Below are 25,346 nucleotides of genomic sequence, written 5' to 3' on the forward strand. Positions count from 1 at the left end.
GATGTGGGGATGCACCCTGCCGCTAATTTTCCCGTGACGGTGACGATCTTCACCTCATGCAACAGGCACAGGTTGGAGCGTGCTGCAGCCCCACGACGTCATCGCTCCGAATTGACGTTTGGTCGTCGGCGTCTGCTTCGGATCGAAAGCGGGCTCCACTCGGCAAGTATGACCAACCGGAGAGTTCGCTAGTCGGGTTTTGACCGATATGCTCCAGCGACCTCATGCGGTGCGAAGTGCGGTGCAGAGCAAACTCCTTGATTCGTACCAGCCGAAACGGCCTGTAAAGCCGTCTGGACGGGTTCGACTCCTGTCCTCGCCTCCAGCATTCTGTCAGATCAGCGCATTGGCGCTGATCTACGTCACCAGTGAATTTCGCTCGTTTACGCATCGCAGCCTTCAGGCATGCGCACGTCGGCCATCGATGTGCCACTTCAGCTCCGATAGCCCATATCAGAACGTGTGACGTACTCCAGTCTCTACCTCACGTTCGCTGAAACCGTTTCTTGCCGAGTTCAGGCGCACACCGCCACCGTTTTTCGTATAGCCGGCCGCGGCATAGAGAAATGTCTGTTTGGTGAGCGGGTAGGTGTAGTCCAGAGCGTACTGGTCGGAGACCCCGTTGCGGAACTCCCTGATGTCGTTGCGATTCCACGATGCGCACATCGTGCCGCGCCCGGCGCCGACGGTCACCCCGGTCATGTAGCTGCGCATCGCCAGCGCGCCGCCATTGCCGATGCGCGTATCGCCATAAATGCCGTGGAACTTGACCGGTCCGAGATCGTAGACGGCGCCGACGACCGCGCTTTTCACGTTGACGTTCGCGGATCCCAGATGTGCTGGGCCGACCAGGGCACCCAGCGGCGTCGATGCCGCGCCGAGGTCGACGCCGTCGGCATGCTGGTACGCCGCGCGTACGTTCCACCTGCCGGACGCATACGACACCGAGGCGAAGTCGCTGCTGTTGCTGGCGAAGCTCCCGGCCTTTTCGCCGAACGCGTGGCCGGCGTAGAATCCGACGCCGTTGTGCAATCGGATGCTGTACGTGACCGCATTGTCTGCCCGGGACAGCGGATCGGCTTTTCCGAGGCCGTAGGCGAACACCCGTTGCGCGTTGCCGGTGCCGTTGATGACGAACGGATCGACCGCGAACAGCACGTCGTAGACCGCGGTCGTCTGCCTGCCAAAGCGGATCGAACCGAATCCGCCGTTCAGCCCGACCCACGATTGCCTGCCGAAGAGACGGTTGCCGTAGCCCAGCGTGCCGTCGTCGGCGTTGAAGCCGCTTTCCAGTTGGAAGCTGGCCGACAGTCCGTCGCCCAGCTCCTCGGTGCCGCGAAAACCGAAACGCGACGCCCGTTGCTGCCCCGATCCAACTGACAGCGTGTTGGCGTTCGACGTAGAGGCGTTTCCGTAACGTAGACCGACGTCGACGATCCCGTACAGCGTGACATTGCTTTGCGCGGACGACGTGCCGCCCACCAGGACGAGCAGTCCCGATGCGATGATCTGCTTTTTCATTTGGTATTGACCGAACAGGTAAAGGAGTGCCGTTCGCCCGGCTTGCTCGCCGGGCGATCCGATGCCGCATGCGAGCGGGAAGCGTTTATTTGTTTGCGAAGACCCGGTGCGCGAACGCGGCGATCGCGTCGGCCATGGCTTGCGGCTGTTCGGGCGCCAGCGCATGGCCGGCATTCGGAATGACGACGACGGTGACCCGGTCGCCCAGCATGTTCTTCAGGACCTGGGAAAAGCGCCGCGGCGCCACGGCGTCGTTTTCGGCCTGGAGGTCGAGGATGGGGGCCGTGCCGGCCGCGAAGTAATCGTCGACCGGCGTCGTGTTGCGCGCGTGCGATTCAGCCTCGTGCGTTTCCGAGTGCCAGCCGGTCAGCCACACGCGCGGGTCATGGCCGGGCGCGAAGAAGGCCTTGCGCAAGTAGTCGAGGCGCTGGGCTTCCGGCAGCTTCATGTCGGAAGGGCCGTCGATGGCCTTGCGCATCTCCGGGCCGATCGGTTTTTCGTTGGAGCCGGGCGGCACCTTGCCGGCCGACGCGGCCGCGACGACGACGCCGCGCACGAGGTCGGGCCGGTCGGCCGCCAGCTGGCGCGCCGCGAAGTTGCCCCAGGCATGGCCAACCACCACGACCGGTCCCTTGTTCTCGTGCTCGATCACGGCGGCGACGTCCTTCGCGAAATCGTGCACGCTGAGATTCTCCATCGGACCTTTGCTGAGTCCGATCCCGCGCGGTTCGGGACGCAGCACGCGGAACCCGTCCGCCACCAGGCGTTCGGCGACCTGGTCGTAGTCCCGCACCGAGCGACCGAGCGACGGCAGCATCACGATGACGGGGCCTTGTCCCTGGCGCATCACGTCGATCTGCACGTTGCCGTACTTGACGAGTTGATGATCCGCCGTGCCGGCGGTGCCGGCGAACGCGCATGCCGACAAGGTTGCGGCGAGGACGAATGCGTAGCTGAGCTTGCGAAGTTTCATGTGAGTCTCCTGTCTGTCGTGGTTATTCGTTTTATTTCGCGCCGATCGGGTCGAGTCCCGTCTTCACGAACGTCGCTGCGGCCTCCGGCGTCTTCAGGTAGGCGAGGAAGGCCTCGGCGGCCTTGCGCTCCCTGGCGTCCTTGCCGATCGCCGCGGCGATGACGCTGACCTTTTGCACGGCTTCCGGGAGAGGACCGACGTACTGGATGCCGGGGATGGCGCGCAGCTCGCTGATCTGCTGCAGGCCGAGGTCGGCGTCGCCGCGTTCGATGGCCGTGCCGACCAGTTCGCGTCCGTGGATGGGTACGCTTTTCGCCTTCATCGCGTCGGCAATACCGAGCTCGGGGAACAGGGTGCCGACGATGTACTTGCCGCTCGCGCCCTCGGAAAACGCGACCGACTTCGCCGCGAGCAGCGTGGCGCGCAGGCTGTCGACTGACGCAATGTCCGGCCGGGGCAGGCCCGCCCGTACGGCGACGCCGACGCGCGACTCGGCCAGGTCGACGGCGGTCGCGGGCAGCAGCTTGCCCTGCTTGATCTGGTCGGCCATCGCCGCCTTGATCATGAAGCACGCGTCCATCGCTTCGCCGGCCTGGATGCGCATGGGCAGCGCATCGGGCGAGCTACCGTAGGACGGGCCCCACGACACCACCAGATGGTGGCCGGACTTCTTCTCGAAGTCGGGGCCGAGTTGCCTGAACGCCGCCGACAGCGCGCCCGTGGCGAGGACATGGATGTCGGCGGCCTGCGCCGTGGTCGACAACAATCCCGAACAGCCGAGGGCAAGCAGGGCTGTCGCACAAGCACGGTTACTTGATTTGTTCATTCCATCGTCTCCCTGTCGTTATTTGATTGATGCAATCGTGTGGTCAGAAATACAGCCGCTTCGGGTTATCCACCAGTACGGCCTGTGCGGTCGCCGCGTCGCCGCAGACCTCTACAAGGAAGTCGAGCAGCTGGCCGTCGTCGGGCACGGGGCCCTGGATGTTCGGGTGCGGCCAGTCCGTGCCCCAGATCGCGCGCTGCGGCGCGGCGGCGAGCAGGCGTCGGGCGAGCGGCAGCGCGGCGGGCCACGGCGCCGGCGCGCCCTGCATCGCGCGGTCGACGCCGGACAGCTTGAGCCACCGCTGCGGATGCGCAAGATGGCGTTCCAGCCGCTTCAGGGCGGACTCGTCCCATTCGCGCGTCGCATCCTGGCGCGCCATGTGGTCGATCACGAGCGGCATGTCGAGGTCGCGCCAGGCGTCGAGGACCGGCAGGACTTGCGCCAGCTGTCCGTGCAGCAGCGCATGCCAGCCCAGGGGGCGCACCCGTTCGGCGACGCTGCGCAACCGGTCGAGGTCGCGGTCGCCGGGCAGGTGTCCCATGAAATTGAAGCGCACGCCGCGGACCCCGCCGTCGTGCAGCGAGCGCAGGTCGGCGTCATCCATGGTCTCGTCGATGAGCGCCACGCCGCGGTAGCGTCCATCCGTCGCCGCGAGCGCCGCCAGCAGCGCGCTGTGGTCCGACTGGTAGCAGGCCGCCTGCACCAGCACGCCGTGGCCGATCCCGAGCCGTTCGTGCATCGCCAGCAGCTCGGTCATGGGCGCCGCTGCCGGCCGGTACGCGGCCGTGGCGGGCAGGGGAAACGCGTCCCACGGTCCGTAGATATGGGTGTGGCAGTCCCACGGGCCGCCGGTGAGCGCGGGCCGGACCATCAGTCGCACCTTGCGGTCATGCCGCCATCGACGATGATTTCGGTGCCGGTGATGAATTGCGCTTCGTCGGACGCGAGGAACAGCGCCGCGTTGGCGGTATCCCGGCCGTCGCCCATGAAGCCGAGGGGGATGCGCGCGAGCCGGCTGTCCAGCAGCTTGTCGACGTCGCCGCCGCTGCGCTGGCCGGCCAGGCGGACTTCGACCATCGGCGTATGCAATTGGCCCGGTACGACCGTGTTCACGCGGATGCCTTTTTTTGCATACTCGACGGCGACGACCTTGCCCAGCTGGATCACGCCGGCCTTGCACGCGGCATACGCAACCTGCGCGGAGCCGGTCCAGCGGATGCCGGAGGTCGACGCCGTGTTGACGATGGCGCCGCAGCCCTGCGCTTCCATCACGGGCAGCACGTGTTTGCAAGTCAGGAATACGCTCTTCAGGTTGAAGGCGACCTGCGCATCCCATTTGTCTTCGGACAGCGCGACCGGACCGCCGGCCGCCGAGCCGCCCACGTTGTTGACCAGGATGTCGACGCGGCCGTATTCGGCCTGGCACGCGGCGACCATGGCCTCGACGGCGGCGCTGTCGGTGACGTCGCATGTGTGCGCCGTGATGGTGCCGCCGGCCTCACGGACGCGTCGGACGGTCTCCTCCATCGCTTCCGCGCTCTTGTCCACGGCGAAGATCTTTGCGCCCGCCTGCGCGAACAGCACGGCGACGGCGCGGCCGTTGCCCCAACCCGGGCCGACGCAGCCGGCGCCGGTGACGATGGCGACCTTGTTGTTCAGGCGTCCCGGCGCCGTGGACGGGTGTGCGGTTGAAGTTTCCATGCTGCTTTCCTTAATTCGTGGAGGTAGGGAGTTCCGGTGCAACGCCGGCGGGCGGCGGCACCTCGAAGACCTTGATCGTCATCGAGATCAGCGTGTAGTAGCCGGCCACGCCGACCAGGTCCACCAGCGCGTCGCGGCCGATCTCGCGTTCGAGGTCGGCATACAGCGCGTCGTCGATGGCGCGGCGTTCATGGAGCTGCTGCATGAACGCGTGGATCAAGGCTTCGTCACGCTTCGTGAAGGCCGGTGCGCGGCCATCGCGGATCGCATCGAGCACGTCCAACGACAGGCCGGCTTCCAGCGCGAACGGCTTGTGCGCGGCCCACTCGTATTCGGCGAGCCAGTGGCGGCCCATCAGCATGATGGCGAGTTCGGACAGGCGCGGCGGCAGGCTGCTGTCGTAGCGGCAGTAGCGGCCCAGCGCCTGGGCGCGGTCGGCAAGCTGCGGGCGGTGCAGCCACACCGCGAGCGGGCCGCGGACGCCCTTGCGCGGGCCGCTGGCGATGGCGTCGTGGACGGCGCGCTGCGCGGCGTCGAGACGCTCGGGATCGATAGGCGAAATGCGTGGCATGGTGGTTCCCTGGTGTCAGATGTTCGATTGGGCCGGCTGGGATTGCGCCGCGGCCTTGTCCGGCTGCAGGCGGGTGCGGCGAGGACGCGTTCCCGTCTCACGGGCAAACGCATCCGCATCGAAGCCGTTCTCCCAGCGCGAGATGGCGAAGACCGCGATCGTGTTGCCGACGACGTTGACGAGGGCGGTGGCGGTCGCCATCACGCGGTCGATGCCGAACAGCAGGCCGAGGCCGCCGAGCGGCAGCGTGCGTACCGATTGCAGGGTCGCCGCGAGTTTCACGAACGCGCCGCCGGCCACCGTGGTGCCGCCCTTCGAGGTCAGGCTCAGGATGGCGAGCAGGCCCAGCTGCTGCCAGAGCGAGAACGGCGTGTCCGTCGCCTGGGCGATGAAGCCGATCGCGATCGCCATGTAGATGGACGTGCCGTCCAGGTTGAAGCTGTAGCCGGCCGGCAGGACAAAGCCGACGACGACCTCGTCGCAACCGGCGCGCTGCAGTTTTTCGAGCAGGCGAGGGAAGGCGACTTCGCTGGACGCGGTGCCGAAGATCAGCAGGATCTCGTCGCGGATCAGTTTCAGCACGCCGAAGAACGGCAGGCCGATCATCCAGCTGATCGAGCTCAGGACGCCGAACACGAACACCAGCGACGCACCGTAGTAGACGACGATGACTTTCAACAGGTACACGAGCGTCATGCCGCCGTAGCTGCCGATCGCGGCCGCCATGGCGCCGAATGCCCCCAGCGGCGCCAGCTTCATGATGAACGCCAGCATCTTGAACAGGACGGCCTGCGCCTCGTCGATGCCGCGCAGGAGGATCGAATCCGCGCCGACCGAGACGTTCAGGGCCAGTCCGGCGAGGATAGAAATGATGAGGACCTGCACGATGTCGCCCTTGGCGAATGCGTCCACGAGCGTGTGCGGAATCAGGCCCAGCAGGTAGTTGACCGCGGAGATCTGGCCGGCGCCGGCCGTCGCTTTCAGGGCGTCGGCGCTTTCGACCATGTTCGTCGCGTGCAGTCCCGCGCCGGGCTCGAAGACGTTCACGAACACGAAACCGATGATCATCGCGACCGTGCTGACGACTTCGAAGTAGACCAGGGATTTCAGTCCCAGCCGTCCCAGCTTGCGCATGTCCTTGACGTGGGCGAGGCCCTGGACCAGGGTGCAGAAAATGATCGGTGCCAGCATCATCTTCAACAGTGCGATGAAGCCCTGTCCCAGCGGTTTCATCGCGATGGCGGTGGCGGGCGCCAAGAGACCGAGCACGACGGCGCACGCCAGCCCGATCAATACCTGCACATGCAGTTTCTTCAGTTGTTTCATCACGTCTCCTAAGGTCGCCGATGGCGGCTTGTTTTGAGTGGCTTGCTATTTGTATGAAGCATAGGTTCATGTAAAAACTTTGACAAAGACCGTATGAATATATGATCCTATGCTTCTTCGGCATGGCTGGTGTTGGATATGGATATACGAGAACTCAGGAGCTTCATTCACGTGGCGCGGTCGGGGAGCTTCAGCCGTGCGGCGTCCGAGCTCTACATTGCCCAGCCTGCGTTGAGCCGGCAGATCGCCAAGCTGGAAGGCGAAATCGGCGTACCGTTGCTGATCCGCCATGGCCGCGGCGTGCGCCTGACCGCCGCCGGCGCCAGGCTGCTGGAACGGGCCGAGATGATCACGCACATGGTGAACGAGACCGGCGAGCAGGTGCGTGCCAGCGCGGACGAGGAGGGGGGGCATCTCGCCGTCGGGCTGCCGCCGACGATCGGGGCACTGATCGGGGCCGACCTGATCAAGGATTTCCGCGCACGCTGGCCGCGCGTGACGTTGCACCTGCGCGAAGGGCTCAGCAGTTCATTGCAGGAGTGGGTGCTCGACAAGCGGGTCGACCTGGCGGTCGTGTACAACCAGCCGCTGCTCGACGCGTTCAATGTCCTTCCATTGTTCAGCGAGCCCATGATATTGATCGGTCCGGCCGGCGATGCGGGACGAAAGCCCAGTTACCACATCCGGGATCTCGCGGACATACCTCTCATTCTCCCTGGGCTACCCCACAGCAATCGCCGCCTTGTGGAGCAGGCCGCGATCCAGCATGGCGTGCGGCTGCGGGTCGAGATCGAAGTCGACAGCGTGGCCCTGACCAAGCAGTTGGTGAAGGCGGGACTGGGCTATTCGATCCTGACGCAAGTCGCGATCAAGGACGAGGTGGCGCGGGGCGATGTCGTCGCCCACGCCATCGAACGCCCTTCGATCCGGTCGACCGTGGCCATTACGACGCTGCGCGAGAACCGGCCATCCAGGCTGGTCGAGGCATGGTCGACGATGCTGCAGGAGAAGCTGCAATCGCTCATTGCGAGCGAGGCCTGGAGAAACGACGTTATCTGGGCGTAGGCGGTAAGGCGTCCGACCGTTTCATTTCGCTGGTCTGCCATATCCTGATCCGCGATCCTTGCATGTCTGCGCGTGGTCGAATGCTTGCGAACAGTCCGGTATAGGCGCTCGAGCGTCCCCGCCCAATATGCGAAGAAGGCGGGCCAGGGCGGGCTGCCTGAGAAAAACATGCGGCAAAGCGCTCGATTGGTCTTGCCAAGGTCTGCCGATGTGATCACGATATCGCATTGATAGAACGTTTCACGGGGCAATAATGAAATCGAGTCAGCGGAAGTTGCGTCGGGGGATGGACCGGCATGCCGTCAAGCTTGCACTGACCACGGCCGTCGCGGCAGCGGGCGCGCCGGACGCCTGTCGCGCGCAGGATGTCATGCCGGTGGTCACGGTCACCGCGCAGAGCCGCAGCCAGGACATCCAGAACGTGCCGATCGCCGTGCAGACGCTGGCCGGCAGCGCGCTCAGGGATGTCGGCGTGGTCAACCTGGCCGGCATGGATGCGTTCGTCCCCGGCCTGTCGGTCGAGCCGTTGCAATCCACTCGTCCGATCATTTTCCTGCGTGGCGTCGGCACCGAGGACTACGGCATCGGCACGGACTCGCCGGTCGGCATCTTCACCGACTCCGTGTATGTCGGCAAGACCGGCGGATCGCTCCTGAACTTCAATGACGTCAAGCGGATCGAAGTGCTGAAAGGTCCGCAGGGTACGCTGTTCGGACGCAATGCGGCAGCAGGCGTCATCTCCATTGTCACCAACGATCCCCTCGAGCGGACCGAAGCGAGTGGACTGGTCCGGGTCGGCACCCGCGGGGCGGTCCATACCGAGCTGCTCTATAACACACCGCTGGCCGAGGGGCTGGCACTGCGCATCTCGGCCCTCGACCAGCGTGACAACGGCTGGGTCCGCAACACCTTCAACGGGCAGCGCATGGGCGACGAAGGCGAGCGCGGCCTGCGCGCCACCGTGCGCTGGCGGCGCGACGACACCGACGCCATCCTCGGCTGGGAACACGGGGTGATGCGTGTGTCCGGCCCGCCGGTGTTTTCCCTCACGGGCGGGAAGATCGACTTCGGCGGGCCCGCGACGTGGGTCGATCCGCGCAAGCAGCCGCTGGCCAACGACGCCGAGCCCAATGCGCAGGCGCGCACCTTCGACGGCCTCACCCTGCGCGTGACGACGCCGCTGCGCCATGCGACACTGAGCAGCATCACCGCCTACCGCCACTTCAACACGCAGAACTGGCAGGACAACGACGGCTCGGTGAATCCGGCGGCGTATATCGGCATCGGCAACGTCGAATCGAACTCGACCTGGCAGCAGGAATTCAAACTGAGCGGACAGAACGGCGCGCTCGACTGGGTAGGCGGCGTCAGTGCCTATCGCGAGCGCGCCACCCAGACGCAACACGTGGACTTGACGACGCTGTCGCTGGACACGCTGATTCGCCATGCCGCCGGCAGCGCGCCCTATGCCACGCTGACCGGCCTGGCCCAGGGTATCGGCCGTGCCACCGGCAACGCGGCGCTGCAAGGGCTGAGCCTTGCCGGCCTGCCGTGGCGCGAGAGCATCCACGACAAGGGCGAATACCGCGCGTACGCCGTGTATGGCGACCTGCTCTGGCATGTGAACCCGGTCACCAACCTGACGGTCGGCGGCCGCTTGACGCACGACGACAAGCGCTTCAGCTGGTACAACCCGCCGCGTATCGCCAGCGAGCTCGACGCTCGCCTCGCCGTCATGCAGCAAGCACAGTTGTTCCCGACGGCTGTGGCCCTGAAACTGCTGACCCCGCAACAGGCGGCATCGCTACAGGCCGTCGTGGCACGCAATGTCGAGTTCAACAACACCGTGTCGAGCACCAGCCCGTTCCCCGCATCGAGGAGCTGGAACAACTTCAGCCCGCGCATCGTGCTGGACCGCCACCTGACGCGTGATCACATGGTGTACGGCTCGTGGAGCAAGGGCTATCTGGCCGGCGGTTTCGATGCCCTCGGCGTGAATGGCTATTACGACGAGGAGCTGGTGACGAATACCGAGATCGGCATCAAGGGGCGGGTGCGTGCGCTGGGCCTGTCCTACGAGGCGTCGATCTTCCATTACGACTACACCAACCTGCAAAGCCTGACCCTGGTGCCGGCCAATGCCGGCGCCGGCGTGCCCAGCTACCAGGTCGTCAACAGCGACCAGCGCGCGACGGGCGCCGAGCTGAGCGCGCAGTGGACGCTCAACCGGATCTGGCGCCTGAACGGCGCGCTGGCCTACCTCGACCAGACCTATGCGCATTACGTGTCGCCGTCCGGTGTCCGGCTGGACGGCCAGCCGGCCGGCGCCCCGCGCCTGAGCGCCAGTGCCGGCGCCACCGCACGCTGGGCGCTGTGGAACGGGACGGCGGACTTCAACGTGATGCTCGGCTACATCGGTGAACGGCGCTGCAATGCCGACACGCGGGCGCAGGGAACGTGCAACCCCGACGGCAGCGTCGATACCGGGGCGGCGCGCGAGAAAGTCGACGTGCGTCTCGGCTGGACGGCGCCGTCCGGCAACTGGGGCGTGGGTGCGGTCGTGACGAATCTCACCAACCGGCAAACGATCGCGATCAGCACGCTCGGTTCTGTCGTCGGCTCCCCTTACAGCTATGTGAGCAAGCCGCGTGCGATCGCGCTCGAACTGCGTGGACGGCTGTAAGCAGGCCCAACCTCACCCCAGCTCGCGCCACAGTAGCAGCAGAACCGGTCCGTAAAACAGCACGGCAGTCAGTGCAATCAGGCACATGCCCAACAGTACGGACCGGTTGATTCTCCAAAGGGGAATCGGTGGGTTGTTCGCGGACGAGTTCATGATGGTCTCCTGGGCAACAGCTGGTCGCGCTTTGTTTTGACGGGTAACCAGCAATGTCCATGCCAAGGAAAAAATAGGCTTTGGTTTCAATGACTTGGAATGGCGCCGCCGCCAGACTCATCCTAGACTGTAAAAATTACCGAAGTGTTGCTGGCTTTCCATGGCGCTGGCGCAGGCGCAACATCTGGTAACCGGTGCCGAGCACGAACAGCACGAACACGCAGGCCAGCGCCAGCTTGACGGGCGGCGAGTCCGGACCATGCCCGATCGGATGGCCGACAGGGAGTCGGCTCAGCGTCTCGTTCGTCCCCGGCACCAGCAGCAGCAGGAAGCTGAACGACATCAGCCCGACCTGCAGATACCCGGCTGCACGGCCCAGGAAGGCGATGCGGGGCGCGGCCGTGGCGCACGCCATCACCAGCAAGGTCAGCAGGCCGAGCGCGTGTCCCGGATTGAACCCGCCCGTGCTCGACAGGCCGAAGGCGGTGACGACGGACAGGATCATTCCCACCCAGTAAATCCTGCCCAGGCCGCTGGCCGGATCGATGCGGCCTTGGCGAACGAAAGCGAGCAGCCCCGCGACGATGGGGATCAGGCTCAGCACCGTGTGAATGGCGCCGACGTTCGAGAGAGGATGAGGCATGCTAAAACTCCTTTAATGAAATCCGACCTACTAGTTGGTAGATGGTGATGGCAAAAAGTGGGCCCGGCGCACCGGACCCGGACATACGGTACGATCAGGCCCCGGCCGACAGGCGCGCCAGTTGCGGGTCCATGATGGTCCCGAAGATGGCGGTATCGCCATAGGCGCGCGCCGACAACATGGCGCCGTGCACGGTCGCCATGAAGGCTTCCGCTTCCACGCGCGGCGTATCGGTCAGCGCCACGACGCCGAGCGCGGCGCCGCGCTCGAGGACAGCCGTGAGCCAGCCCGACAGGAAGCGGAAATACGCACGGATCTCGAGCGCGATCTCTTCCGGCAATACCGGTAATTCATTGGCCAGCAGGGCGCATACGCAAAACGGCGCGCTCGCGTCGCCGATACAGGTTTTCCAGTAGCCGATGTAGGCGCGCAGTTGATCGAGCGGTCCCGGCACGGCGCGCTCGAGGTTGGCGATGCCTTCTTCGGCGGCTTCCCGGTACCGGATGACGAGGGTTTTCACCAGGTCGAGTTTGCTCGGGAAGTGGTGGTGGATGCTCGGCTTGCGGATACCGACGACCTCGGCAATGTCTGCATAGCTGAATCCGTTGTAACCGCCGGCGACGATCAGGGAACGTGCGCAGGCCAGGATATCGTCGGCAGTGGAGAGCGATTTGTTCATGACAGTGAGATTACCTTCTAGTAGGTAGGCTGTCAACCGCCGGCAAAGCCGGTCGTGCGATGCGGCGGCGGTTATTGGTCGAGGCTCGCCAGCGCCCAGCACTGCGTCCACGAAAAAATGGCGTGCCGCTGTTCGTTGTCGACGGCGCCCGTGAGGATCTCGGTCAGGAAATGGGCGACGTTCGTCCGCAGGTGATTCGGAAGACATGCGACCGTCGCGATGGATGACTCGATGTCCGGATGCACGCTCGACATCATGATCTGCACGACGACCTCCGCGTGTTCGGTCCAGCCGGCACCGTCGACATAGTTCATGAGCGCCACGGCGCTGTCTGGCATGTTCATCTGGTTTCGCATGATCAACGTATCCGGGCTCGAATGGTGAAGTCACCCAGAGTACAGCAGTCGGGTGACCGACAGGATGAAATCTGGAACGCGCGGGCAGATTCGTGGCAGCCGTTGCAACGATACGTGGCGCAACTGGTACAGTCGGCGCCGTACATCCCCTGTCACCCCCGTTTCGTGCATGTCCGACAGCGGTGCATCTCCCGGCAGGGACCTGTGCGAGGCGCTGCGGCGGCACGGCCACCGGCAAGCGCCTCGACGTTGTTCAATACGCTTCCCTACGCGGCGTTCTTCCCCGCGACGCCGCGCTGCGCTACACCCGCCACCACCTGCACGACGAGCGCCACCGCGACGTTGACGGCCAGCGCCAGCAAGCCGGTGTACAGGGTCACGCCGGCATCGCCCACGTGCAGCGTATGCACCGGCTTGATGCCGTCGCCGAACGCGATCCACGTGCCGGCCACGATGCCGACGGCCCAGCCGCACAGCAGGGCGGTGCTGCCGAAGCGGCGCGAGAACAGGCCGAACACGACGGCGGGGAAGGTCTGCAGGATCCACACGCCGCCCAGCAGCTGCAGGTCCAGTGCGAACTTCGTCGGCAGGAACACGATGCAGACCAGCGCGCCGACCTTGACGACCAGCGATGCCATCTTCGCCACCTTCGCTTCGCCGGCCGGGCTGACGTGCGGGTTCACGTACGGCTTCCAGAAATTGCGCGTGAAGAGATTGGCGGCGCCGATCGACATCACGGCGGCCGGCACCAGCGCGCCGATGGCGATGGCGGAGAAGGCGAAGCCGCTGAACCAGTCCGGGAACAGGGCGCCGAACAGGGCGGGGACGACGTCGTTGTTGCTCGCCACCTTGAGGTGCGCCGCGTGCGCCATGTAGCCGAGCAGCGCGATCAGGCCGAGCAGGATCGTGTAGGCCGGCAGGAAGATGGCGTTCTTGCGGATCGTGTCGGCGCTCTTCGCGGCGAAGATGCCGGTCAGCGTGTGCGGGTACATGAACGCGGCCAGCGCCGAGCCGAGCGCCAGGGTCGCATACGGCAGCATCTGGGCGGGCTGCAAGACCAGGTCGGTGGCGCCGCCCTTGGCCGCGAACGCGTCGCCGGCGGCCGAGAAGATGCCGGCATAGCCGCCGAGCTTCACCGGCACCAGCACCACCGCGACCAGCACGACGATGTAGATCATGACGTCCTTGACGAAGGCGATCAGCGCCGGCGCGCGCAGGCCCGCGGCATACGTGTACAGGGCGAGCACGATGAACGCCGCCGCCAGCGGCAGTTCGCCCGTCAGGCCCAGCGCCCTGATCACGACCTCCATGCCCACGAGCTGCAGCGCGATGTAGGGCATCGTGGCGACGACGCCCGTCAGCGCGATCGCCAGTTCCAGCGGACGCGAGCCGTAGCGGCCGTAGACCACGTCGGCCGCGGTCACGTGGCCGGCGGCCTGCGCGGCGCCCCACAGCTTCGGCATGATGACGAAGACGATCGGGTACACGAGGATGGTGTAGGGCAGCGCGAAGAAGCCGTAGGCGCCCACCGCGTAGACGAGGGCCGGCACGGCGATCACGGTGTAGGCGGTATAGAAATCGCCGCCGACGAGGAACCACGTGATCCACGTGCCGAAGTTGCGGCCGCCCAGGCCCCATTCGTCGAGGTGCTCGCCCTTGCCAGCGCCGCCCGACTGCCAGCGCGAGGCCATGAAGCCCATCACCGTGACGAGGACGAAGAAGCCGATGAAGACCCACAGCGCGGTCCAGTTGATCGTGGATGTCATCGCTGGTCCCCCTTTCTTTGCTCGTGGCGGTAGACGAGCCAGATCAGGAAGGACGTCAGCGGCACCCACAGGAACTGGTACCAGTAAAAGAACGGAAAGCCGAACAGGGCGGGCAGGGGCTCGTTGTAGAACGGCGTCCACAGCAGGCCCAGGAAGGGGATGAGCAGCAGGAGCTTCATGGAGATTCCTTGGCGAGAAATCGTCGATTATTCGCCAGGGGTCTCCAGGAAAACAGTACCAGATTGTAGGGGACACGCGACACAAAACCGCGCACACGCCATACCCATCAGGTATCGAATGGATACCAAATCGGTCTTGGACGCGCCTGTGCAATCTCTCTACCCTTGGTCCCGATAACGAGAAGACAAGGAGACACCATGGGCACAGGACAGGTGGAGTGCGCCGCCGTGCGCGGCCGGCGCTGGTCCGACGGATCGCTGTCGGCCGTGGCCGCGGGCTTCCTGGCCGTGCTGGTCTCGTTTTCCGGACCGCTGGCGATCTTCTACCAGGCCGCGCAGGCGGGCCGCATGCCGGACGCCATGTTCGCATCGTGGGTGTGGGGCATCTCCGTCGGCGCGGGCATCGCCGGCATCGTCCTGAGCTGGCGCCTGCGCGCACCCGTCATCACGGCGTGGTCGGCACCGGGCAGCGCGCTCCTCATCACGCTGTTTCCGCAGCTGCCGCTGGGCGAGGCCGTCGGGGCCTATCTCACCGCGGCCGCCATCCTGCTCGCCATCGGCCTGTCCGGCTCACTCGAACGCATCATGGCCCACGTGCCGACAGGGATCGCCAGCGGCATGATGGCCGGGATCCTCGTGCCGTTCGGGATGAACGCATTCAGGACGGCCGGCACGCTGCCGCTGCTGGCGTTCGGCATGATCGCCGCGTACCTCGTGTTCCGGCGCGCGGTGCCGCGCTACGGCGTCGTGCTGCTGCTCGTCGCCGGCACCGGCATCGCGTGGCTGTCCGGCGCGACGCACTTTTCTGCCGTCCGCTTCGGGTTCGTCGTGCCCGCGGTGATCGCGCCCGCGTGGAGCTGGACCAGCACGTTCAGCCTCGCGCTGCCGCTCGTGCTGGTGACGCTCACCGGCCAGTACCTGCCCGGCATGGCGGTGCTGAAGACGTCCGGCTACGCCACGCCGGCGCGGCCGGTGATCGTCACGTGCAGCCTCGTGTCGCTGGCGATCGCGTGCACCGGCGGCATCACGATCGCGCTCGCCGCCATCACGGCCGCGATGTGCACGAGCCGCGACGCGCACGAGGACCCGCGCCGCCGCTACGTGGCCGGCATCGCCAACGGCGTGTTCTACCTGCTCGCGGGCCTGTGCGGCGGTTCCATCGTCATGCTGTTCGCCGCGCTGCCGAAGGAACTGATCGTCTGCCTGGCGGGACTGGCGCTGCTGGGCGCCATCGGCTCGAACCTCGCCGGCGTGATGGCGGCCGGGGACCACCGCGAAGCGTCCGTGATCGCCTTCCTCGCCACCGCGTCCGGCATGACCTTCCTCGGCCTCGGCGCCGCGTTCTGGGGCGTCGTCATCGGCATGGCGGCGCACCGCATCCTGCATCACCCCACGACACCACATCCATAAGGAGACAATCGCATGCGGCACATCGACATCCACGCACTGGCCGACGGGGCCAGGTTCAACCGCTTCCACGCCGGCATCCTCGCGTGGTGCGCCCTCATCATCATCTGCGACGGCTACGATCTCGCCGTGGCCGGCATCGCGCTGCCGTCGATCATGAAGGAGATGGGCGTGACGGCGCAGAACGCCGGCTTCATGGTCAGTTCCGCGTTGTTCGGCATGATGTTCGGCGCGATCTTCCTCGGCACGATCGCCGACCGCGTCGGCCGGCGCCACGCCATCGTCATCTGCCTCGCGCTGTTCAGCGTGTTCACGGCCGCCGCGGGCATGAGCAGCGATCCGTACGTGTTCAGCGCGATGCGCTTCCTCGCGGGCCTCGGCATCGGCGGCGTGATGCCGAACGTGGTCGCCCAGATGACGGAATATTCGCCCAGGCGCATCCGCGCGACCATGGTCACGCTGATGTTCAGCGGCTACGCGGTGGGCGGCATGCTGGCCGCGCTGCTGGGCAAGGGATTGATCGAGCAGCACGGCTGGCAGTCCGTGTTCCTCGCGGCCGGCGTGCCGGTCCTGCTGATTCCGTTCATCCTGAAAAGCCTGCCGGAATCGATGACTTTCCTCGTGCAGCGCAAGCGCCTGGCCGAATTGCAGCGCACGCTCGCGCGCATGGAGCCATCGTACCGCGCGCAAGCCGGCGACCGCTTCGACCTGCCCGCCACCGACCGCGCGCAGGGCGCCCCGATCGGACAGCTGTTCCAGGACGGCCGCGGATTCTCCACCGCGATGTTCTGGATCGCCTTCTTCATGTGCCTGTTCATGGTGTACGCGCTGAGCTCCTGGCTCGCCAAGCTGATGGCCGGGGCGGGCTACAGCCTCGGGTCCGCGCTGACCTTCGTGCTCGTGCTGAATTTCGGCGCCGTCGTCGGCGCCGTCGGCGGCGGCTGGCTCGCCGACCGCTTCCACATCAAGTACGTGCTGGTGGCGATGTATGCGCTGGCCGCCGTCTCGATCACGCTGCTGGGTTATCCGGTATCCACGCCGGCGCTGTTCGTGCTCGTCGGCCTCGCCGGGGCGTCGACGATCGGCACGCAGATCGTCACCTACGCCTATGCCGGCCAGTTCTATCCGACCGCGATCCGTTCGACCGGCATCGGCTGGGCCTCCGGCGTGGGCCGCGGCGGCGCCATCCTCGCACCGATCGTCATCGGCACGCTCGTCGGCATGGCGCTGCCGCTGCAGCAGAACTTCCAGGCGATGGCCATCCCGGCCGTCATCGCCGCCGTGTCGGTAGCACTGATCCGCCATGGGCGCTCGGCGTCCGCCGTGCCGCAGCACACCGGCGCCGTCGCCGAAGCCTGACCGGATTCCCTCACACACGTTTTTCATGGGTGCGCGGCATCCAGGGCGGAGCCTTGCCTCCGCCCGAACAACAACCAACAGGAGACATGATGAAAAAGGCAGTAGCGATCGCCCTCGCGGCGGGTCTGGGAGCGGGCGGCGCGCAGGCGCAAAGCCAGGTGACGGTGTACGGCATCGTCGACGTGGCGCTGGCGCACATGAACAACGCGGACGCGGCGGGCCACGGCGTCACGCGCGAACCGTCGCTGACGGGCAGCCTGCCGTCGCGCATCGGCTTGCGCGGCAGCGAGGACCTCGGCGGCGGTCTCGCCGCCGTGTTCAACCTGGAGAGCGGCTTCAATCCGGACGTCGGCACGCTCGGGCAGGGCAGCCGCCTGTTCGGACGCCAGGCGTGGGTGGGCCTGCGCGGCCGCTGGGGCACGTTGCAGTTGGGCCGCATCCTCAACATGACGTATCTCGCCACGATGAAGAGCGACGTGCTGGGACCGAACCTCTTCTCGATCAACAGCATCGATTTATATCTACCGAACGCGCGCAGCGACAACGCGATCGGCTATCTCGGCACGTTCGACCGCTGGACAGTCGGCGCCACCTGGAGCTTCGGCCGCGATGGCTCCGCGGCCGGCGGTCCGTCCGCGACCGGCTGCGCGGGCGAGGCGCCGGGCAATGCGCGCGCCTGCCGCCAATACACGGCCCTGCTGGGCTATGACACGAAGGCCTACGGCATCAATGCCACGTACGACAAGCTGTATGGGAATACGGGCGCGGCGGGTGGGCTGACGGACAGCGCGCACTACGACCGCCGCATCACGGCCAACGGCTGGATGATGGCGGGCAAGACGAAGATCGGCGCCGGCGTCATCGACCGCAAGACGGATGCCGCGTCGGGCGTCGCCGAGTCCGACCTGTTCTACCTCGGCGCGAGCATCCCGGTCGCACCGCGCCTGACGCTGGATGCCCAGGTGGCGCGCAAGAACGTCAGGGGCTCGCCCGACGACACGAACCTGGCGGTCGCGCGCCTGACGTATGCGCTGTCGGTGCGCAGCGCCGTGTATGCGGGCGTCGGCCGCATGGACAACCACGGCGCGGCCGCGATCGCGCTCGATGCCGGCGGCACGACGGCGCCGGGCAAGGCGCAGAGCGGGGTGATGGCGGGGTTGCGGCACGCGTTCTGATGGCGGCAAGGCGGCAGGGTTGCTGCCGCCTTTCCCCGGTCAGCCGGCGAGGAAGGACACGAGGGCGCCGGCGAACTGCGGTGCCGCTTCGATGCTGGAGATGTGGGACGCCGCCAGCGTGGCGAGGCACGCGCCGGGAATCCGGTCGCGCATCCAGCCGGCGTCGGCGACGGTGGTGACCGGGTCCGCGGCGCCGGCGATGATCAGGGTAGGGACGGCGATGGTGCCGATCGCGCTGCGCAGGTCGGCGTCCGCCAGCGCATCGCAGCAGGCCGCGTAACCTTCGGCATCCTGCTCGCGCAGGCGGGCGATCATGCGCGCGACCACGTGCGGTTCGCGTGCAAGGAAGGCGGGCGTGAACCAGCGCGCCGCGGCGCCGTCGGCCACGCCATCCATGCCGCCGGCCCGCACCTGGGCGGCGCGCGCGGTCCAGCCCTCGTGCGTGCCGATGCGCGCCGCGGTGTTGGCCAGCACGAGCTTGTCGAGCCGCCGCGGCGCGTGGATGCCGAGCCACTGGCCCGTCATGCCGCCCATCGAGATGCCGCAGAAATGCGCGCGCGGAATCCCGAGCGCGTCGAGCAGGCCGACGACGTCGCGGCCGAGGCGTTCGAGCGTCACAGGCATCGTGCCGCGCCGGGACAGGCCGTGGCCGCGCGTGTCGTAGCGCAGCACGAAATAGTCGCGGGCCAGGACGGCGGCCTGCGGATCCCACATCGACAGGTCCGTGCCGAGGGAGTTCGACAGCACGATGCACGGTCGCGCGGGATCGCCGTCGGTCCGCACGTGCAGGCGGACGTCGTCAATGTCAACGTACCTCATCGCTTACCCCTGGTCGCCGCCGCCCACGGGCAGGACGGTGCCCGTGATGTACGACGCTTCGCCCGAGGCGAGGAACAGGATGGCGGCGACCTGCTCGTCGATGGTGCCATAGCGGTGCATCAGGCTCGTCGCGATGGTCTGGTCGACGATGCCCTGGTACCACGTTTGCTCCTGCTCGCTCAGCGCCTTCGGATTGCGCGGCACCTTGCGCGGCGGGGCTTCCGTGCCGCCGGTGGCGACAGCGTTGACGCGGATGCCGTCCTGCGCGTGCTCCATCGCCAGGCTGGCCGTCAGCGCGTTGATGCCGCCTTTCGCGGCCGAGTAGGGGATGCGGTAGATGCCGCGCGTGGCCACCGACGACACGTTGACGATCGCGCCGGCCTGCGCGGCCATCATCGCCGGCAGCACCGCGCGGCAGCACCACAGCGTCGGGAACAGCGAGCGGCGGATCTCGGCCTCGATCTGGTCCGGATCGTATTCCTGGTAGGGCTTGGCCCAGATCGTGCCGCCCACGTTGTTGACGAGGATGTCGATGCGGCCGCAGGCCTCCAGCGCGCGTGCCGCCAGCGTGGCCGCGCCGGCCCACGTTTCGAGGTCGGCCTCGACGACGATGGGTTGCGTCCCGGTCTCCCGGGCTACCTCGTGCACGAGCGGCGAACGGTCCGCCAGCACGAGCCGCGCGCCTTCCGCGGCGGCCGCCAGCGCCACGCCGCGGCCGATGCCCTGGGCGGCGCCGGTGACGATCATGACCTTGTCCCTGAAACGGTCCGGATGCATCATGCCGTCACCCCCGCCGTGCTCGTGGCCGAGAACTTCTCGAAGTGGAACGAATTCGGTTTCACGCCGATGCCGTCCAGCCAGCCGCGCACCGCGTCGACCATGGGCACGGGGCCGCACAGGTAGACGTCGACGTCGCCGCCATGCATCCAGCCCGGTTCCACGTGCGCCGTGGCATAACCCTTGCGCGCATGCGTGCTGGACGCCGCCGCGACGCAGGTCACGTACTGGAACTGCGGGTGCGCGGCCGCGATGCGGTCCAGTTGCGCCAGGCCGACCAGGTCATGGTCGTTGGTGACGGCGTAGACCAGGCGTACCGGATGCGGGAACCCTTTGGCCGCCAGCACATCGAGCATGGACAGGAACGGCGCGATGCCGGTGCCGCCGGCCAGCATCAGCACGGGACGGTGCATGGGCCGCAAATAAAAGCTGCCGTACGGACCGGAGAACGAGATCGGCTGGCCCGATTGCGCCTGGCCGGTCAGCCAGGTGCTCATCAGGCCATTCGGTACGTTGCGCACCACGAAGCTGGCTTGTTCCGCGCCCGGCGCGGAAGCGAATGAATACGAGCGTGTCTGGTCCGTGCCCGGCACCGTCACGTTCACGTATTGGCCGGGCAGGAAGTCCAGCTGGTCGGGATGGTCCGGCGCAATCGAGAAACGGATCGTCGACGGCGACAGCTGTTCCACGGCGGTGACGGTGCCGGGGAAGTCGCCGACGCCCGTCTTGCACGCGGCCGACGTGGCCGGGATGCGCACGACGCAGTCCGACGTCGGGCGCATCTGGCACGCCAGCACGTAGCCAGCCGCCGCATCCTTTTCTTCGAGGGCATCCTCGATGTAGCTGTCCGGCGGCATGTCGTAGCTGCCGGATTCGCACAGCCCGCGGCACGTGCCGCAGGCGCCGTCGCGGCAGTCGAGGGGGATGTTGACCTTCTGGCGGTAGGCCGCGTCGGACAGTTTTTCGTTGGGGTTGCAGCTGATGAAGCGCGTGACGCCGTCTTCGAACTGCAGTGCGATCGTGTGGCTCATGACCGTCTCCTGCTTAGATGTGATAGATGTCGATCACCTGGCTGATGTAGTCGTTCTTCAGCACGACGTACTTGTCCAGGATCTTCGGCGCCGGACCGGAAAAGTCGATCACGTAGCGCGACATGCCGAAATAGCTGTAGTTGGTGTGGTAGCGGTGGCTCAGCGTGTGCCAGTTGAAGCGCACCGTGTGGCGGCTGCCGTCGACCTGTTCCAGTTCCACGTTGGCGATGTTGTGGCTCGTGCGCGTATCGGGAATCGTCGCGCTGGAGCGTTCCGTCTTGATGCGGAAGACGCGGTCCTCCAGCCCCTGGCGGCTCGGGTAGAAGATCAGCGAGATCTCGCGCTCCGGGTCCTGGACCAGCGTGCCGTCGTCGTCCCACGACGGCATCCAGAAGCGCGCGTTCGCGTCGTAGCACTGGAGCCAGTCGTCCCATTGCTCGTCGTCGAGCAGGCGCGCTTCGCGGTAGAGGAAGGATTGGATATCCTGGATCGTGACCGCGCTCATTTCGCTTCTCCCTTGGCGTCGAATGCCTTCTTCATGACGTCGAGCCAGTAGCGGTGCTGGATCGTGTACAGGCCTTCGTCCTCCGTGCGCACGCCGCTCATGACGGGTGCGAGGCCGATGTCCTGCGCCGCGTCGTCCGCGCCGTGGATCCAGTGCCTGGCGCCGCGGCACATGTCGTTCCACTGCATCGCGGCGCCGTTGTAGCCCTGCTGGCAGGCGCGGAATTCTTCCAGGTCGTCCGGCGTCGCCATGCCGCTGACGTTGAAGAAGTCCTCGTACTGGCGGATGCGGTGCGCGCGCGCCTCGGCCGATTCGCCCTTCGGCGCGATGCAGTAGATCGTCACCTCGGTCTTGTCGACGGCGATCGGGCGCAGCACGCGGATCTGGGAACTGAACTGGTCCATCAGGTACACGTTCGGGTACAGGCACAGGTTGCGCGAGCGTCCGACCATCCAGTCCGCGGTCGCCTTGCCGTATTTTTCCGTGTACTCGGCGTGACGCGCGAAGTTCGGGCGGTCTTCCGGATTCGCCCACTGCGACCACAGGAGCATGTGGCCATGCTCGAAGGCGTAGAAGCCGCCGCCCTGGCGGCCCCAGTTGCCGGCGTCCATGGCGCGGATCTTGTCTTCGCCCGCGGCCTGCTCCTGTTTGCGGTGGTTCGTGGTGGCCGCGTAGTTCCAGTGCACGGCCGTCACGTGGTAGCCGTCGGCGCCGTTCTCGGCCTGCAGTTTCCAGTTGCCCTCGAACGTGTAGGTCGACGAGCCGCGCAGCACTTCCAGCCCTTCCGGCGACTGGTTGACGATCATGTCGATGATCTTGCCGGCCTCGCCGAGGAAGGCTTCCAGCGGTTCGACGTCCGGATTCAGGCTGCCGAACAGGAAGCCCTTGTAGTTGGCGAAGCGCGCCAGCTTCTTGAGGTCGTGCGAGCCTTCCTTGTTGAAGCATTCCGGATAGCCGGCCGATTCCGGATCCTTCACCTTCAGCAGCTTGCCGCTGTTGTTGAAGGTCCAGCCGTGGAACGGGCAGGTGTACGTCGCCTTGTTGCCCCGCTTGTGGCGGCACAGCTGGGCGCCGCGGTGGCTGCACGCGTTGATGAACGCATTCAGCTCGCCGCTCTTGTTGCGGGCGATGAACACCGGCTGGCGGCCGATGTGCGTCGTGTAGTAATCGTTGACGTTGGCGACCTGGCTCTCGTGCGCCAGGTAGATCCAGTTGCCCTCGAAGATGTGCTTCATCTCGAGCTCGAACAGGGCCTCGTCGGTGAAGGCGCTGCGGTGCAGGCGGTGGTCGCCCGTTTGCGCGTCTTCGATCATGTAGTCGTCCAGCCGTTTGGGCTTGAACGCGTCGACAGGAACGATCGGGATCATGGCGGTGTCCTCAGGCGGCGGCGCGCGGACGGTCGACCTGCGTGGTCGGCGCGGCGGCGGTGTCGTGGTACAGGTGGAAGTCGAAGTCGATCGACGCGAACGGCTTGTCGACACGCTTGGCGTCCAGTTGCGCCGGGTCGTCGATCCGGTTCACGGGCGGCACGAGGCCCGGGCGGCTCGCGAACGCGAAGTCGTCCCACAGGTATTCGTCGCCGTCGATGTTGATCTGCGTGGTCAGCTTGCGATGGTCCGGGGCGCTGACGAAGAAGTGGATGTGCGCCGGGCGCTGGCCGTGGCGGCCCAGCAGGTTCAGGAGCTGCTGCGTCGTGCCGTCCGGCGGGCAGCCGTAGCCGACCGGGATGATGCTGCGGAACTGGTAGCGGCCCTGGTCGTCCGTGACGATGGTGCGGCGCAGGTTGAACGGCGCCTGCGTCTGGTCGAAGAACGAGTAGTTGCCCGTCAGGTTCGCGTGCCACACCTCGACCTTCGCGCCCGGCAGCGGCTTGCCCTGCTGGTCGAACACGGTGCCCTGCATGAACAGGACCTCGCCCTTTTCGCTTTCCGTGCCGTCGTCCAGGCGGGCGAAGCCCACGCTTTCCGGCGCTCCGGCCACGTACAGCGGGCCTTCGATGGTGCGCGGCGTGCCGCCTTCCAGGCCGGCCTTCTGTTCCGCTTCGTCGGCGCGGATGTCGAGGAAGCGCTCCAGGCCCAGGCCCGCGGCCAGCAGGCCCAGTTCGTTGGCGGCGCCCGCGGCCGACATGTAGGCCACGCCGTGCCAGAATTCGGTCGGCGTGATGTCGAGGTCCTCGATCGCCTTGCACAGGTCGCCCAGCAGGCGCAGCACCACCTGCTGCACGCGCGGGTCGGCGGGGCGGTCGGCGGCGTCCACGACCCAGCTGTGGGCCAGTCGTTCGATGTCTGCGTGGTTCATTTCAGGTCTCCTTTTTTAGGTTGGGTCAAATGTCGCCGTCGCGGACGGACGAGGGATGGCGGCACAGCGGCATGACGTCGATGTGCATGTAGGGGAACAGGGGCAGGGACGTCAGCAGCGTGTGCAGCTCGTCGACGCTGTCGACGTCGAAAATGCTGACGTTGGCGTACTGCCCGGCGATGCGCCACAGGTGGCGCCATTTGCCCTCGCGCTGCAGGCGCTGGGCGAGGTCTTTTTCGGTCTGCTTGAGCGCCGCGGCTTCGGCAGGCGGCATCGTCGCGGGCAGGTCGACGTTCATTCGGACGTGGAACAGCATGGTGGTCTCCAGTGTCTTTACTTGCGTTGCAGGCTGCGCAGCTTGTCGGTATCGATGTCGACACCGAGACCGGGCCCGGTCGGCACCTGCAGTTCGAAGTCGCGGTACACGAGCGGTTCGCGCAGCACTTCCTCGGTCAGCAGCAGGGGGCCGAACAATTCCGTGTCCCACTCCAGGTCGGCGAACGTCGCGCAGACGTGCGCCGTGGCCGCGGTGCCGATGCCGCCCTCGAGCATCGTCCCGCCGTACAGGCCGATGCCGGCCAGCCGCGCGACCGCCGCCACTTCCAGCGCCGCGAACAGGCCGCCGGACTGGGCGATCTTGACGGCGTAGACGTCGGCGGCGTCCGCGCGGGCCAGCGCCAGCGCATCGACCGGGCCGTGCAGGGCCTCATCGGCCATGATCGCGACGTCGAAGCGGCGCGCGAGGCGGCCCAGCATCGCCGTGTGATGGGCTTTCACGGGCTGCTCGACCAGGTCGACGCCGCCGGCTTCCAGCTGCGCGATGCCGCGCACGGCTTGCGCTTCGCTCCAGGCCTGGTTGACGTCGACGCGCACGCTGGCGCGGTCGCCCAGCGCGCGCTTGATCGCCAGCACGTGGGCGACGTCGGCGTCCACGCTGCGCAGGCCGATCTTCAGCTTGAAGATGCGGTGGCGGCGGATCTCCAGCATGTGTTCCGCTTCCGCGATGTCCTTGGCCGTGTCGCCGCTGGCCAGCGTCCACGCGACCGGCAAAGCGTCGCGCACGCGGCCGCCCAGCAGGTCGGACAGCGGCACGCCCAGGCGGCGCGCATGCGCATCCAGCAGCGCCGTCTCCAGCGCGCACTTGGCGAAGCGGTTGCCCTGGATGGCCTTGCGCACCTTCGCCATCGCTTTTGCCGGCTGGGCGGCGTCCATGCCGATCAGCAGCGGGGCGATGTGGGTGTCGATATTGGCCTTGATGCTTTCCGGGCTCTCTTCGCCGTAGGCCAGGCCGCCGATGGTGGTGGCCTCGCCCCAGCCCTGGATGCCGTCGGCACAGCGGACGCGCACGAGCACCAGGGTTTGCGTGTTCATCGTCGCGACGGACAGCTTGTGCGGCCGGATCGTCGGCACGTCGAGCAGGAAGGTTTTGATATATTGAATCATATTATTTGCGTATAATTCGGTGAGGTGAGGACACGATATTCCTGCAAATGACGGGCGTCCAACACCGTTTTGGTATGGTTTCAATACCCT

The 25,346-nt window shown here is 66.6% G+C and carries 25 protein-coding genes; 5 read left to right on the forward strand and 20 right to left on the reverse strand.

Going from position 1 to position 25,346, the window contains the following annotated elements:
• Positions 1-453 precede the first annotated feature (453 nt).
• From ACEN9H_RS08965 to ACEN9H_RS08995, 7 genes are all read right to left on the reverse strand, one after another.
• A complete protein-coding gene (locus ACEN9H_RS08965; protein ID WP_413674476.1) occupies positions 454-1,521 on the reverse strand; it encodes a porin in 1,068 nt (355 codons plus the stop codon).
• A gap of 85 nt (positions 1,522-1,606) precedes the next feature.
• On the reverse strand, positions 1,607-2,494 hold the full coding sequence (locus ACEN9H_RS08970; protein ID WP_413674477.1) for an alpha/beta fold hydrolase: 888 nt from the start codon (positions 2,492-2,494) through the stop codon (positions 1,607-1,609).
• A gap of 31 nt (positions 2,495-2,525) precedes the next feature.
• On the reverse strand, positions 2,526-3,320 hold the full coding sequence (locus tag ACEN9H_RS08975; protein ID WP_056137344.1) for a substrate-binding domain-containing protein: 795 nt from the start codon (positions 3,318-3,320) through the stop codon (positions 2,526-2,528).
• Positions 3,321-3,363: 43 nt separating this feature from the next.
• A complete protein-coding gene (locus tag ACEN9H_RS08980) occupies positions 3,364-4,191 on the reverse strand; it encodes an amidohydrolase family protein (RefSeq protein WP_413674478.1) in 828 nt (275 codons plus the stop codon).
• The gene (locus ACEN9H_RS08985) at positions 4,191-5,021 is read right to left on the reverse strand and encodes an SDR family NAD(P)-dependent oxidoreductase (protein WP_056137348.1); all 831 of its coding nucleotides are present in this window, start codon (positions 5,019-5,021) and stop codon (positions 4,191-4,193) included. Before ACEN9H_RS08985 ends, ACEN9H_RS08980 begins: the two co-directional genes overlap by 1 nt.
• 10 nt (positions 5,022-5,031) lie before the next feature.
• The gene (locus tag ACEN9H_RS08990) at positions 5,032-5,592 is read right to left on the reverse strand and encodes a carboxymuconolactone decarboxylase family protein (RefSeq protein WP_413674479.1); all 561 of its coding nucleotides are present in this window, start codon (positions 5,590-5,592) and stop codon (positions 5,032-5,034) included.
• Positions 5,593-5,607: 15 nt separating this feature from the next.
• Positions 5,608-6,918: a cation:dicarboxylate symporter family transporter gene (locus ACEN9H_RS08995; RefSeq protein ID WP_413674480.1), complete on the reverse strand. Its 1,311-nt coding sequence runs from the start codon at positions 6,916-6,918 to the stop codon at positions 5,608-5,610.
• A 138-nt stretch (positions 6,919-7,056) separates the two neighbouring features.
• Between ACEN9H_RS08995 and ACEN9H_RS09000 the strand changes: the two genes are divergently transcribed.
• Complete coding sequence (locus tag ACEN9H_RS09000; protein ID WP_413674481.1) at positions 7,057-7,983, forward strand: LysR family transcriptional regulator; 927 nt, start codon at positions 7,057-7,059, stop codon at positions 7,981-7,983.
• Between the two features lie 286 nt (positions 7,984-8,269).
• Positions 8,270-10,666, forward strand: coding sequence for a TonB-dependent receptor (locus tag ACEN9H_RS09005; RefSeq protein WP_413674482.1), 2,397 nt, complete (start codon positions 8,270-8,272; stop codon positions 10,664-10,666).
• Positions 10,667-10,955: 289 nt separating this feature from the next.
• On the opposite strand, the gene ACEN9H_RS09010 is transcribed toward ACEN9H_RS09005, so the two are convergent.
• The 5 genes from ACEN9H_RS09010 to ACEN9H_RS09030 all read right to left on the reverse strand — a co-directional run bounded on the left by ACEN9H_RS09010 (position 10,956) and on the right by ACEN9H_RS09030 (position 14,442).
• Positions 10,956-11,462, reverse strand: coding sequence for a hypothetical protein (locus ACEN9H_RS09010; RefSeq protein WP_413674483.1), 507 nt, complete (start codon positions 11,460-11,462; stop codon positions 10,956-10,958).
• Between the two features lie 94 nt (positions 11,463-11,556).
• Positions 11,557-12,141: a TetR/AcrR family transcriptional regulator gene (locus ACEN9H_RS09015; protein WP_413674484.1), complete on the reverse strand. Its 585-nt coding sequence runs from the start codon at positions 12,139-12,141 to the stop codon at positions 11,557-11,559.
• 71 nt (positions 12,142-12,212) lie between these two features.
• Positions 12,213-12,479 (reverse strand): hypothetical protein, encoded by a 267-nt coding sequence (locus tag ACEN9H_RS09020; protein WP_371763305.1) that lies wholly within the window; start codon positions 12,477-12,479, stop codon positions 12,213-12,215.
• 284 nt (positions 12,480-12,763) lie between these two features.
• The gene (gene mctP / locus ACEN9H_RS09025; RefSeq protein WP_413674485.1) at positions 12,764-14,263 is read right to left on the reverse strand and encodes a monocarboxylate uptake permease MctP; all 1,500 of its coding nucleotides are present in this window, start codon (positions 14,261-14,263) and stop codon (positions 12,764-12,766) included.
• Complete coding sequence (locus tag ACEN9H_RS09030) at positions 14,260-14,442, reverse strand: DUF3311 domain-containing protein (RefSeq protein WP_413674486.1); 183 nt, start codon at positions 14,440-14,442, stop codon at positions 14,260-14,262. Before ACEN9H_RS09030 ends, mctP begins: the two co-directional genes overlap by 4 nt.
• Before the next feature lie 198 nt (positions 14,443-14,640).
• On the opposite strand from ACEN9H_RS09030, the gene ACEN9H_RS09035 reads away from it, so the two are divergent.
• The 3 genes from ACEN9H_RS09035 to ACEN9H_RS09045 all read left to right on the forward strand — a co-directional run bounded on the left by ACEN9H_RS09035 (position 14,641) and on the right by ACEN9H_RS09045 (position 18,383).
• Positions 14,641-15,852, forward strand: a complete 1,212-nt coding sequence (locus ACEN9H_RS09035; protein ID WP_413674487.1) for a benzoate/H(+) symporter BenE family transporter — start codon at positions 14,641-14,643, stop codon at positions 15,850-15,852.
• Between the two features lie 12 nt (positions 15,853-15,864).
• Positions 15,865-17,208 (forward strand): MFS transporter, encoded by a 1,344-nt coding sequence (locus tag ACEN9H_RS09040; RefSeq protein WP_413674488.1) that lies wholly within the window; start codon positions 15,865-15,867, stop codon positions 17,206-17,208.
• Between the two features lie 89 nt (positions 17,209-17,297).
• Complete coding sequence (locus ACEN9H_RS09045; RefSeq protein ID WP_413674489.1) at positions 17,298-18,383, forward strand: porin; 1,086 nt, start codon at positions 17,298-17,300, stop codon at positions 18,381-18,383.
• A gap of 39 nt (positions 18,384-18,422) precedes the next feature.
• Here ACEN9H_RS09045 and pcaD read toward each other — a convergent pair whose 3' ends face one another.
• From pcaD to ACEN9H_RS09085, 8 genes are read right to left on the reverse strand one after another with little or no spacing between them, the layout of a single operon-like run.
• Complete coding sequence (gene pcaD / locus ACEN9H_RS09050; protein ID WP_413674490.1) at positions 18,423-19,202, reverse strand: 3-oxoadipate enol-lactonase; 780 nt, start codon at positions 19,200-19,202, stop codon at positions 18,423-18,425.
• A 3-nt stretch (positions 19,203-19,205) separates the two neighbouring features.
• Positions 19,206-19,982, reverse strand: coding sequence for a 1,6-dihydroxycyclohexa-2,4-diene-1-carboxylate dehydrogenase (locus tag ACEN9H_RS09055; protein WP_413674491.1), 777 nt, complete (start codon positions 19,980-19,982; stop codon positions 19,206-19,208).
• Positions 19,979-21,010 (reverse strand): benzoate 1,2-dioxygenase electron transfer component BenC, encoded by a 1,032-nt coding sequence (gene benC / locus ACEN9H_RS09060; RefSeq protein WP_413674492.1) that lies wholly within the window; start codon positions 21,008-21,010, stop codon positions 19,979-19,981. The genes ACEN9H_RS09055 and benC overlap by 4 nt, the downstream gene beginning before the upstream one ends.
• A 13-nt stretch (positions 21,011-21,023) precedes the next feature.
• Positions 21,024-21,515: a benzoate 1,2-dioxygenase small subunit gene (gene benB / locus ACEN9H_RS09065; RefSeq protein ID WP_160410122.1), complete on the reverse strand. Its 492-nt coding sequence runs from the start codon at positions 21,513-21,515 to the stop codon at positions 21,024-21,026.
• Positions 21,512-22,882: a benzoate 1,2-dioxygenase large subunit gene (benA, locus tag ACEN9H_RS09070; protein WP_160410123.1), complete on the reverse strand. Its 1,371-nt coding sequence runs from the start codon at positions 22,880-22,882 to the stop codon at positions 21,512-21,514. Before benA ends, benB begins: the two co-directional genes overlap by 4 nt.
• Before the next feature lie 10 nt (positions 22,883-22,892).
• Entirely contained in the window at positions 22,893-23,813 is a 921-nt protein-coding gene (catA, locus tag ACEN9H_RS09075; protein ID WP_056137389.1) for a catechol 1,2-dioxygenase, read from the reverse strand.
• 25 nt (positions 23,814-23,838) lie between these two features.
• A complete protein-coding gene (catC, locus tag ACEN9H_RS09080; protein WP_056137391.1) occupies positions 23,839-24,129 on the reverse strand; it encodes a muconolactone Delta-isomerase in 291 nt (96 codons plus the stop codon).
• A 17-nt stretch (positions 24,130-24,146) separates the two neighbouring features.
• Complete coding sequence (locus ACEN9H_RS09085; protein WP_413674493.1) at positions 24,147-25,256, reverse strand: muconate/chloromuconate family cycloisomerase; 1,110 nt, start codon at positions 25,254-25,256, stop codon at positions 24,147-24,149.
• Positions 25,257-25,346: the final 90 nt, after the last annotated feature.

This window comes from Massilia cellulosiltytica (assembly GCF_047325105.1).
Lineage (GTDB): Bacteria > Pseudomonadota > Gammaproteobacteria > Burkholderiales > Burkholderiaceae_D > Telluria > Telluria orientalis.

What these genes read in the sequence shown, in the direction of transcription:
- ACEN9H_RS08965 (WP_413674476.1), bottom strand. Translation starts at nt 1,521, where the DNA reads ATGAAAAAGCAGATCATCGCATCGGGACTGCTCGTCCTGGTGGGCGGC.
- ACEN9H_RS08970 (WP_413674477.1), bottom strand. Translation starts at nt 2,494, where the DNA reads ATGAAACTTCGCAAGCTCAGCTACGCATTCGTCCTCGCCGCAACCTTG.
- ACEN9H_RS08975 (WP_056137344.1), bottom strand. Translation starts at nt 3,320, where the DNA reads ATGAACAAATCAAGTAACCGTGCTTGTGCGACAGCCCTGCTTGCCCTC.
- ACEN9H_RS08980 (WP_413674478.1), bottom strand. Translation starts at nt 4,191, where the DNA reads ATGGTCCGGCCCGCGCTCACCGGCGGCCCGTGGGACTGCCACACCCAT.
- ACEN9H_RS08985 (WP_056137348.1), bottom strand. Translation starts at nt 5,021, where the DNA reads ATGGAAACTTCAACCGCACACCCGTCCACGGCGCCGGGACGCCTGAAC.
- ACEN9H_RS08990 (WP_413674479.1), bottom strand. Translation starts at nt 5,592, where the DNA reads ATGCCACGCATTTCGCCTATCGATCCCGAGCGTCTCGACGCCGCGCAG.
- ACEN9H_RS08995 (WP_413674480.1), bottom strand. Translation starts at nt 6,918, where the DNA reads ATGAAACAACTGAAGAAACTGCATGTGCAGGTATTGATCGGGCTGGCG.
- ACEN9H_RS09000 (WP_413674481.1), top strand. Translation starts at nt 7,057, where the DNA reads ATGGATATACGAGAACTCAGGAGCTTCATTCACGTGGCGCGGTCGGGG.
- ACEN9H_RS09005 (WP_413674482.1), top strand. Translation starts at nt 8,270, where the DNA reads ATGGACCGGCATGCCGTCAAGCTTGCACTGACCACGGCCGTCGCGGCA.
- ACEN9H_RS09010 (WP_413674483.1), bottom strand. Translation starts at nt 11,462, where the DNA reads ATGCCTCATCCTCTCTCGAACGTCGGCGCCATTCACACGGTGCTGAGC.
- ACEN9H_RS09015 (WP_413674484.1), bottom strand. Translation starts at nt 12,141, where the DNA reads ATGAACAAATCGCTCTCCACTGCCGACGATATCCTGGCCTGCGCACGT.
- ACEN9H_RS09020 (WP_371763305.1), bottom strand. Translation starts at nt 12,479, where the DNA reads ATGCCAGACAGCGCCGTGGCGCTCATGAACTATGTCGACGGTGCCGGC.
- mctP (WP_413674485.1), bottom strand. Translation starts at nt 14,263, where the DNA reads ATGACATCCACGATCAACTGGACCGCGCTGTGGGTCTTCATCGGCTTC.
- ACEN9H_RS09030 (WP_413674486.1), bottom strand. Translation starts at nt 14,442, where the DNA reads ATGAAGCTCCTGCTGCTCATCCCCTTCCTGGGCCTGCTGTGGACGCCG.
- ACEN9H_RS09035 (WP_413674487.1), top strand. Translation starts at nt 14,641, where the DNA reads ATGGGCACAGGACAGGTGGAGTGCGCCGCCGTGCGCGGCCGGCGCTGG.
- ACEN9H_RS09040 (WP_413674488.1), top strand. Translation starts at nt 15,865, where the DNA reads ATGCGGCACATCGACATCCACGCACTGGCCGACGGGGCCAGGTTCAAC.
- ACEN9H_RS09045 (WP_413674489.1), top strand. Translation starts at nt 17,298, where the DNA reads ATGAAAAAGGCAGTAGCGATCGCCCTCGCGGCGGGTCTGGGAGCGGGC.
- pcaD (WP_413674490.1), bottom strand. Translation starts at nt 19,202, where the DNA reads ATGAGGTACGTTGACATTGACGACGTCCGCCTGCACGTGCGGACCGAC.
- ACEN9H_RS09055 (WP_413674491.1), bottom strand. Translation starts at nt 19,982, where the DNA reads ATGATGCATCCGGACCGTTTCAGGGACAAGGTCATGATCGTCACCGGC.
- benC (WP_413674492.1), bottom strand. Translation starts at nt 21,010, where the DNA reads ATGAGCCACACGATCGCACTGCAGTTCGAAGACGGCGTCACGCGCTTC.
- benB (WP_160410122.1), bottom strand. Translation starts at nt 21,515, where the DNA reads ATGAGCGCGGTCACGATCCAGGATATCCAATCCTTCCTCTACCGCGAA.
- benA (WP_160410123.1), bottom strand. Translation starts at nt 22,882, where the DNA reads ATGATCCCGATCGTTCCTGTCGACGCGTTCAAGCCCAAACGGCTGGAC.
- catA (WP_056137389.1), bottom strand. Translation starts at nt 23,813, where the DNA reads ATGAACCACGCAGACATCGAACGACTGGCCCACAGCTGGGTCGTGGAC.
- catC (WP_056137391.1), bottom strand. Translation starts at nt 24,129, where the DNA reads ATGCTGTTCCACGTCCGAATGAACGTCGACCTGCCCGCGACGATGCCG.
- ACEN9H_RS09085 (WP_413674493.1), bottom strand. Translation starts at nt 25,256, where the DNA reads ATGATTCAATATATCAAAACCTTCCTGCTCGACGTGCCGACGATCCGG.